General features: G+C 67.8%; 5 protein-coding genes. 1 reads left to right on the top strand and 4 read right to left on the bottom strand.

Features of this window, described 5'->3' with window-relative positions:
• Nucleotides 1-183 precede the first annotated feature (183 nt).
• The 4 genes from pdxS to fsa form a co-directional block, all read right to left on the bottom strand.
• Complete coding sequence (gene pdxS / locus ABJK26_RS09360) at nt 184-1,065, bottom strand: pyridoxal 5'-phosphate synthase lyase subunit PdxS (protein WP_347242058.1); 882 nt, start codon at nt 1,063-1,065, stop codon at nt 184-186.
• Nucleotides 1,066-1,148: 83 nt separating this feature from the next.
• Complete coding sequence (locus ABJK26_RS09355; protein WP_347242015.1) at nt 1,149-2,336, bottom strand: peptidoglycan DD-metalloendopeptidase family protein; 1,188 nt, start codon at nt 2,334-2,336, stop codon at nt 1,149-1,151.
• Nucleotides 2,337-2,425: 89 nt separating this feature from the next.
• Nucleotides 2,426-3,706: a transcription termination factor Rho gene (rho, locus tag ABJK26_RS09350; protein WP_347242014.1), complete on the bottom strand. Its 1,281-nt coding sequence runs from the start codon at nt 3,704-3,706 to the stop codon at nt 2,426-2,428.
• Nucleotides 3,703-4,374 (bottom strand): fructose-6-phosphate aldolase, encoded by a 672-nt coding sequence (gene fsa / locus ABJK26_RS09345; RefSeq protein ID WP_347242013.1) that lies wholly within the window; start codon nt 4,372-4,374, stop codon nt 3,703-3,705. Before fsa ends, rho begins: the two co-directional genes overlap by 4 nt.
• 404 nt (nt 4,375-4,778) lie before the next feature.
• On the opposite strand from fsa, the gene ileS reads away from it, so the two are divergent.
• Nucleotides 4,779-7,910, top strand: a complete 3,132-nt coding sequence (gene ileS, locus ABJK26_RS09340) for an isoleucine--tRNA ligase (RefSeq protein ID WP_347242012.1) — start codon at nt 4,779-4,781, stop codon at nt 7,908-7,910.
• Nucleotides 7,911-7,945: the final 35 nt, after the last annotated feature.

Below are 7,945 nucleotides of genomic sequence, written 5' to 3'. Positions count from 1 at the left end.
ACGTCCACCGCCGGGGCGTCGGGGGAGAGGTGGGCCACCCGCACCATGGCCCCCTGGGCCAGGGCGAGAGCGCCTGTCAGGACCAGCAAACCGAGAAGCCTTTTCATGCCTTACCTCCAAGGTAGAGGGTAAGGCCGGGAAGGAGGGGGCACCTTGGCCCAGGCCACAAAGACCCCTCTTGGTTTACCAGCCCCGCTTGGCAAGCCTTTCCTCCTCCTTGAGCTGGTCCAGGTTGATGCCCACCATGGGCTCGCCCAGGTCCTCGCTGACCTCGGCCAGCACCTCGGGGTCGTTGTAGTGGGCCACGGCCCGCACGATGGCCCGGGCCCTTTTCCTGGGGTCCCCGGACTTGAAGATGCCGCTTCCCACGAAGACCCCGTCCATGCCCAGGTGCATCATGAGGGCGGCGTCGGCGGGGGTGGCGATGCCGCCAGCGGCGAAGTTCACCACGGGGAGGCGGCCGTGGTCGTGGACCCACTTCACGAGCTCAAAGGGCGCCCCGATCCCCTTGGCGTAGGCCATGAGCTCGTCCTCCCTGAGGGACTGGACGTAGCGGATCTCCTTCCACATGGTGCGGGCGTGGCGCACCGCCTCCACCACGTTGCCCGTGCCCGCCTCCCCTTTGGTGCGGATCATGGCCGCCCCCTCGGCGATCCGCCTCAGGGCCTCCCCCAGGTTCCTCGCCCCACAGACGAAGGGCACCTTGAACTTCCACTTGTCGATGTGGTGCTCCTCGTCGGCGGGGGTGAGGACCTCGGACTCGTCGATGAAGTCCACCCCGAGGGCCTCGAGGATCATGGCCTCCACGAAGTGGCCGATCCTCACCTTGGCCATCACCGGGATGGACACCGCCGCCATGATCTCCTTGATCCGCTTGGGGTCGGACATCCGGGCTACCCCGCCCTGCGCCCGGATGTCGGCGGGCACCCTTTCCAGGGCCATCACCGCCACCGCCCCCGCCTCCTCGGCGATCACCGCCTGCTCCGGGGTGGTCACGTCCATGATCACCCCGCCCTTGAACATCTCGGCAAAGCCCGTCTTGATCTGGAAGGTGCCCTTTTCCATCCCGCCCTCCATCCTCCTAGCTTACCCTCCCCCGGGTCAAGGGACCTGGGGCACAAACCTCCAGGCGCCTTGGGCCCCAGGCGCTAGGGCAGGTAGGAAAGGGGATTCTGGGGCACCCCGTCCACCCGCACCTCAAAGTGGAGGTGGGGGCCCGTAGACCAGCCCGTGGAGCCCACGTAGCCGATCACCTGCCCCGCCTCCACCCACTCCTCGGGGCGCACGGCGATGCGGGACATGTGGGCGTAAAGGGTCTCCACCCCGCCCCCGTGGTCCAGGACCACGTGGAAGCCGTAGCCGAAAGCGCTCCAGCCCGCCACCTCCACCTGGCCAGCCTTGGCGGCCACGATGGGGGTGCCGTAGGGGGCGGCGAGGTCTATCCCGGTGTGGAAGCGCTGGAAAGCTCCCCTCTGGCCGAAGTAGGTGGTGATGCGGAAGTCCGAAAGGGGCCAGCGCATGCCCCCCTCTTGGTAGCTCACCCGGCGGACCTGGGGGCGGGAGGGCTGGGCTTGGACCTGGCGCCTCTGGGCCTGGCGCAGGACCTCCTGCCGCCGCCTCTCCTCGGCGAGGCGCCTGAGCTCTTCCTGGCGGCGCCTCTCGGCCTCGAGGCGGGCCCTTCGCTCCTCCTCCTGCTTGGTGAGGAGGCGCTGGTAGGTGGTCTTGGCCTGGATCCCGGGGAGGAGGACCAGGTCCCCGGCCTTAAGCTCCGTGGGGTCCTTGACCCCGTTGGCCCGGGCCACCGCCAGCGGGGAGAGGCCGAAGCGGGCGGCCAGGTCCACCAGGGTCTCCCCCTCCGGCAGGGCCACGAGAAGCCCCTTGGCCCCTTTGGGGATGTAGATCACGCTCCCCGCCACCAGCCGGTCCAGGCTCTCCAGGGAAGGGTTCGCCGAAACCAGGTCCAGGGGAGATAGCCCGTAGCGCTGGGCCAGGGAAGCCAGGGTGTCCCCCGGACGCACCCGGTAGGCCTCCACCCCCGGGGGAAGGCGGGGCTCCCGCGCCTCCTCGACCACCAGGGGGATGCGGAGCTTCTGGCCCACCTGAAGGCGGTCGTCCTTAAGGCCGCTGGACCACTGGATGTGCCTGGGGTCCACGCCGAAGCGGGCGGCGATTCCCGCCAGGGTGTCCCCCGGCTTCACGTGGTAGAGCACCCAGCCCTTGCGCACCGGGGGGCCCACCTCGAGGGTGGCCTCGGGAAGGGGCAGGGGGCTCAGGATAGGCAGTTTGGCCAGGGCCAGGCCGGAACATACAAGGCACAGGATTCCCAATCCCCGCAACAGACACCTCCAAAGGGCAACGCCTAAACTCCCCGGGGATTATACCAGCCCCTCCCCGCGCCCTGGCAAGGGAGGGGCCGGAAGAGGCCTTAGCGGGCCGCCAGGGAGGCGAGGAACTCCTTGTTGCTCTTGGTGCGGGCCAGGCGGGAGAGGAGCATCTCCATGGCCTCCGCCGGGTCCATGTCCGCCAGGACCTTGCGGAGGAGCCACATCTTGTGCACCACCTCCTCCCCGAGAAGAAGCTCCTCCCGCCTGGTGCCGGACTTCAGGATGTCTATGGCCGGGAAGATCCGCCGCTCCTCCAGGCGGCGGGAGAGGTGGAGCTCCATGTTGCCCGTCCCCTTGAACTCCTCAAAGATCACGTCGTCCATGCGGCTACCCGTCTCCACCAGGGCGGTGGCGAGGATGGTGAGGCTCCCGCCGCCCCGGATGTTGCGGGCCGCCCCCAGGAAGCGCTTGGGGAAGTAGAGGGCCGCCGAGTCCAGCCCCCCGGAGAGGGTGCGCCCCGTGGGCGGGGTTACCAGGTTGTTGGCCCGGGCCAGGCGGGTGATGGAGTCCAGGAGGATCATGGCGTGCCCCCCCTCCTCCACGATGCGCTTCGCCCGCTCGTGGACGAACTCCGCCACCCGGATGTGGTTCTGGGGAGGCTCGTCAAAGGTGCTGGCGATGACCTCGGCCCCCTGGACGCTTTCCCGAAAGTCCGTGACCTCCTCGGGGCGCTCGTCGATGAGGAGGACGATGACCTTGATGTCGGGCTCGTTCTTGAGGACGGCGTTGGCGATCTTCTTGAGGAGGGTGGTCTTCCCCGCCTTGGGCGGGGCCACGATGAGGCCGCGCTGGCCCCGGCCGATGGGGGCGAGGAGGTCGATGACCCGGGTGGAGAGCTCGTCCGGGGTGGTCTCCAACCGGATCTGCCGGTCAGGGAACTGGGGAATGAGCTCGTCAAAACGGGGGCGGTTCTTGGCGGTCTCGGGGTCCAGGTCGTTCACCGCCTCCACCTTGAAGAGGGTGGCGTAGCGCTCGTTCTCCCGGGGGGGGCGGGCCCGGCCCACGATGTAGTCGCCGCTCCTTAGGGCGTACTGGCGGATGAGCCCGGCGGAAACGATGGCCACCCGGGACTCCAGGTTAAAAAGGCTTTCGGTCAAGAAGCCGTACCCGTCCGGGCTGATCTCCAGATAGCCCTTGACCAGCTGTAGGCCCTCCCCCTGGGTCTGGCGCTCCAGGAGGGCCATGATGAGCTGGTCCTTCTTCATGCGCTTGTAGCCTTCAATGCCCGCCTCCTGGGCCAGGAGGTGCAGCTCGGGCAGGATCTTGGCCGAAAGCTCCTGGTAGGAAAGAGGGGCTTCTTGGATTTCCGCTTTCCGCTTCATGGCTTGACCCTTTCCCAATCCTCCATAAACCGCTTGAGGCCGATGTCCGTGAGGGGGTGCTTGAGAAGTTGTTTAAACACGGCGTGGGGCATGGTGGCGATGTCCGCCCCCAGGAGGGCGGCCTCGGTGACGTGCCGGGGGTGGCGGATGGAGGCGGCGATGACCCGCACCGGGAGGTCCTGCACCTGGATCATTTCTACAATCTCCCGGAGGAGCTCCCCCCCGTCCCAGGAGATGTCGTCCACCCGGCCGAGGAAGGGGCTCACGTAAGCCGCCCCGGCCCGGGCGGCGAGGAGGGCCTGGTTGGCGGAAAAGATGAGGGTCATGTTGACCCGAACTCCCTCGGCGGAAAGCCGCTTGCAGGCCTTGAGGCCCTCCTCGGTGGTGGGAAGCTTGACCACGATGTGGGGGTGGATCGCCGCAAGGCGCCTACCTTCCGCCACCATGGCCTCGGCCTCGAGGGCCGTCACCTCCGCGGAGACCGGCCCCCCCACAAGCTCGCAAATCGCCCGAAGATGGTGGACAAACCCCTCGCTGGTAAGCCTCTCTCCTCTCGCGGCGAACTCCTTGGCCACCAGGGTGGGGTTGGTGGTGACCCCGGAAAGCACCCCCCAACCGGCGATCTCCCGTATCTCTTCCAAGTTAGCTGTGTCCAGGTAAAGCTCCATGCTGGGCTCCTTTTGCCGGGAAGGGATCGGCTTAGCCTGAGTCTAGCAGACCTAAAGGGGCGGTTGTCAAGGGAGGGGAAAGCCTGCTAGCATGGCCTTAGCCGCCAACGGGGGATTCTACCCCAGGGGGCACAGGTTGTAAAGGCGAGGATGGGGAGAGTACCCCTGCCCAAAAGCCCCAAGCGAGCCGGGGAGGGTGGGAGCCCGGCGGTGAGGGCAGGCGGGAAGATCACCCCGGAGCCGCGGGAGGAAAGGGCCAAGCCCCGAGTAATGCCCGCCGGGCGGCGCCCGTCATAGCGCCCTAAAGAGGGCCTGGGGGCCACCCCAGGAAGCGCGGTGGTACCGCGGAAGCGCACGCTTTCGTCCGCGCCTTCGGGCGCGGGCGTTTTGCTAGGAGGTGGGAGATGTTCAAGGAGGTCGGCGAGCCCAACTTTCCCAGGCTGGAAGAAGAAATCCTGGCCTTCTGGAAGCGGGAAAGAATCTTCCAAAAGAGCGTGGAAAACCGCAAGGGCGGGCCCCGCTACACCGTCTACGAGGGCCCTCCCACCGCCAACGGCCTCCCCCACGTGGGCCACGCCCAGGCCCGGAGCTACAAGGACCTCTTCCCCCGCTACAAGACCATGCGGGGCTACTACGTGCCAAGGCGCGCGGGCTGGGACACCCACGGGCTTCCCGTGGAGCTGGAGGTGGAGAAGAAGCTCGGGCTTAAAAGCAAAAAGGAGATTGAGGCCTACGGCATCGAGCGCTTCAACCAGGCCTGCCGCGAGTCGGTCTTCGCCTACGAGAAGGAGTGGGAGGCCTTCACCGAGCGCCTCGCTTACTGGGTGGACCTGGAGCGGGCCTACGCCACCCTCCAGCCCTCCTACATCGAGAGCATCTGGTGGAGCCTGAAGCACCTCTTTGACCGGGGCCTCCTCTACCGGGACCACAAGGTGGTGCCCTACTGCCCCCGGTGCGGCACCCCCCTCTCCTCCCACGAGCTCGCCCTGGGGTACAAGGAGATCACCGACCCCTCGGTCTACGTGCGCCTCCCCCTCCAGGAGCCCGGGAAGCTCGGGCTGGCGAAGGCGAGCCTTCTCGTTTGGACCACCACCCCCTGGACCCTGCCCGGGAACGTGGCCGCGGCGGTGCACCCGGAGTACACCTACGCCGCCTTCCAGGTGGGGGAGGAGGCCCTGATTCTGGAGGAGGGCCTCGGGAGAAAGCTCCTGGGCGAGGAGGCCCCGGTCCTCAAGACCTTCCCCGGAAAGGCCCTGGAGGGCCACTCCTACACCCCCCCCTACCCCCAGCCCTTGGAGAAGGGGTACTTCGTGGTCCTGGCCGAGTACGTGAGCCGGGAGGACGGCACGGGCGTCGTCCACCAGGCCCCCGCCTTCGGCGCCGAGGACCTGGAGACCGCCAGGGCCTACGGCCTTCCCATGCTGAAGACGGTGGACGAGGAGGGGAAGCTCCTGGTGGAGCCTTTTAGGGGCCTCTTCTTCCGCGAGGCCAACCGGGCCATCCTCAAGGACCTGAGGGCGCGGGGCCTCCTCTTCAAGGAGGAAAGCTACCTTCACAGCTACCCCCACTGCTGGCGGTGCTCCACCCCCCTCATGTACTACGCCACGGAGACCTGGTTCATCAAAAACACCCTCTTCAAAGAGGAGCTCATCCGCAAGAACCAGGAGATCGGGTGGGTGCCGCCCCACATCAAGGAGGGCCGCTACGGGGAGTGGCTAAAAAACCTCGTGGACTGGGCCCTAAGCCGCAACCGCTACTGGGGGACGCCCCTCCCCATCTGGGTCTGCGAGGTCTGCGGCAAGGAGGAGGCCATCGGGAGCTTCCAGGAGCTCAAGGCGAGGGCCAAAACCCCTCTCCCCGAGCCCTTTGACCCCCACCGCCCCCACGTGGACCGGGTGGAGCTTGCCTGCGCCTGCGGCGGGACCATGCGCCGGGTGCCCTACGTCATTGACGTCTGGTACGACTCGGGGGCCATGCCCTTCGCCTCCTTGCACTACCCCTTTGAGAACGAGGAGGAGTTCCGGGAAAGCTTCCCCGCGGACTTCATCGCCGAGGGCATTGACCAGACCCGGGGCTGGTTCAACTCCCTCCACCAGCTCGGGGTGATGCTCTTCGGCTCCATCGCCTTCAAGAACGTGATCTGCCACGGCCTCATCCTGGACGAGAAGGGGCAGAAGATGTCCAAGTCCAAGGGGAACGTGGTGGACCCCTGGGACATCCTCCGGGAGTTCGGGGCGGACGCCCTCAGGTGGTACATCTACGTCTCCGCCCCTCCCGAGGCCGACCGGCGCTTCGGGCCCAATCTGGTGCGGGAGACGGTGCGGGACTACTTCCTGACCCTCTGGAACGTCTACGGCTTCTTCGTGACCTACGCCAACCTGGACCGGCCCGACCTGAAGAGCCCCCCCGCCCCCGAGGCGCGGCCCGAGATGGACCGCTGGCTCCTCGCCAGGATGCAGGACCTCATCCAGCGGGTGACGGAGGCCCTCGAGGCCTACGACCCCACCACGAGCGCCCGCGCCCTCAGGGACTTCGTGGTGGAGGACCTCTCCCAGTGGTACGTCCGCAGGAACCGGCGCCGCTTCTGGAAGAACGAGGACGCCCTGGACCGGGAGTCGGCCTACGCCACCCTCTACGAGGCCCTGGTCCTCTTGGCCAAGCTCGCCGCCCCCTTCACCCCCTTCCTCGCCGAGGTCCTGTGGCAGAACCTGGTGCGGAGCGTCCGGCCCGAGGCCGAGGAGAGCGTCCACCTCGCGGACTGGCCCGAGGTGGACCCCGCCCTCCGGGACGAGGCCCTGGTGGCCGAGATGCGGGCGGTGCTCAAGGTGGTGGACCTGGCCCGCGCGGCCCGGGCGAAAAGCGGGGTGAAGACCCGAACCCCCCTTCCCCTCCTCCTCGCCACCGCCCCCACCCCCTTGGAGCGGGAGGGGTTAAAGCGCTTCGCCCACGAGATCGCCGAGGAGCTCAACGTCAAGGAGGTGCGGGTGCTGGAACCGGGGGAGGAGATCCTCTCCTACAGGGTCCTCCCCAACCTTAAGCTCCTGGGGAGGAAGTACGGCAAGCTCGTCCCCAAGATCCGGGAGGCCCTGGAAAGGGAGAGGGCGCAGGCGGCGGCCCTAGCCCTCAAGGGCGAGGCCATCCCCTTAGAGGTGCAGGGGGAGGCCCTCACCCTCCTCCCCGAGGAGGTCCTCCTCGAGGCCGAGGCCCCCGAGGGCTACCAGGCCCTGGAGAAGGACGGGTACGTGGCCGCCCTCAAGGTGGAGGTCACGGAAGATCTCCGCCTGGAGGGCCTCGCCCGGGACCTCATCCGCCTCCTCCAGCAGGCCCGTAAAGATATGGGCCTCAAGGTCTCGGACCGGATCCGGGTGGGCTACGAGGCGGAGGGCCCCTACCTTCAGGCCCTCAAGCGCCACGGGGACTGGATCGCCTCCGAGGTGCTGGCCCGGGCGTTCGGGGAGGGCCTCTTCGGCGGGTTTGAGGCCCGGCTCGAGGACGAGGAGGGCAAGGCGGTCTTCCACCTGGCCAGGGCCGAGTAGGGCTTCGGCTTTACGGGGGGGCGGCCTCGGGGTAT

The sequence above is a fragment of the Thermus sp. genome, from assembly GCF_039793865.1.
Taxonomy (GTDB): Bacteria; Deinococcota; Deinococci; order Deinococcales; family Thermaceae; genus Thermus.
Note: the sequence above shows the minus strand (reverse complement) of the source record. Positions and strands in the feature narration are given on the sequence as shown.

What these genes read in the sequence shown, in the direction of transcription:
- pdxS (WP_347242058.1), bottom strand. Translation starts at nt 1,065, where the DNA reads ATGGAAAAGGGCACCTTCCAGATCAAGACGGGCTTTGCCGAGATGTTC.
- rho (WP_347242014.1), bottom strand. Translation starts at nt 3,706, where the DNA reads ATGAAGCGGAAAGCGGAAATCCAAGAAGCCCCTCTTTCCTACCAGGAG.
- fsa (WP_347242013.1), bottom strand. Translation starts at nt 4,374, where the DNA reads ATGGAGCTTTACCTGGACACAGCTAACTTGGAAGAGATACGGGAGATC.
- ileS (WP_347242012.1), top strand. Translation starts at nt 4,779, where the DNA reads ATGTTCAAGGAGGTCGGCGAGCCCAACTTTCCCAGGCTGGAAGAAGAA.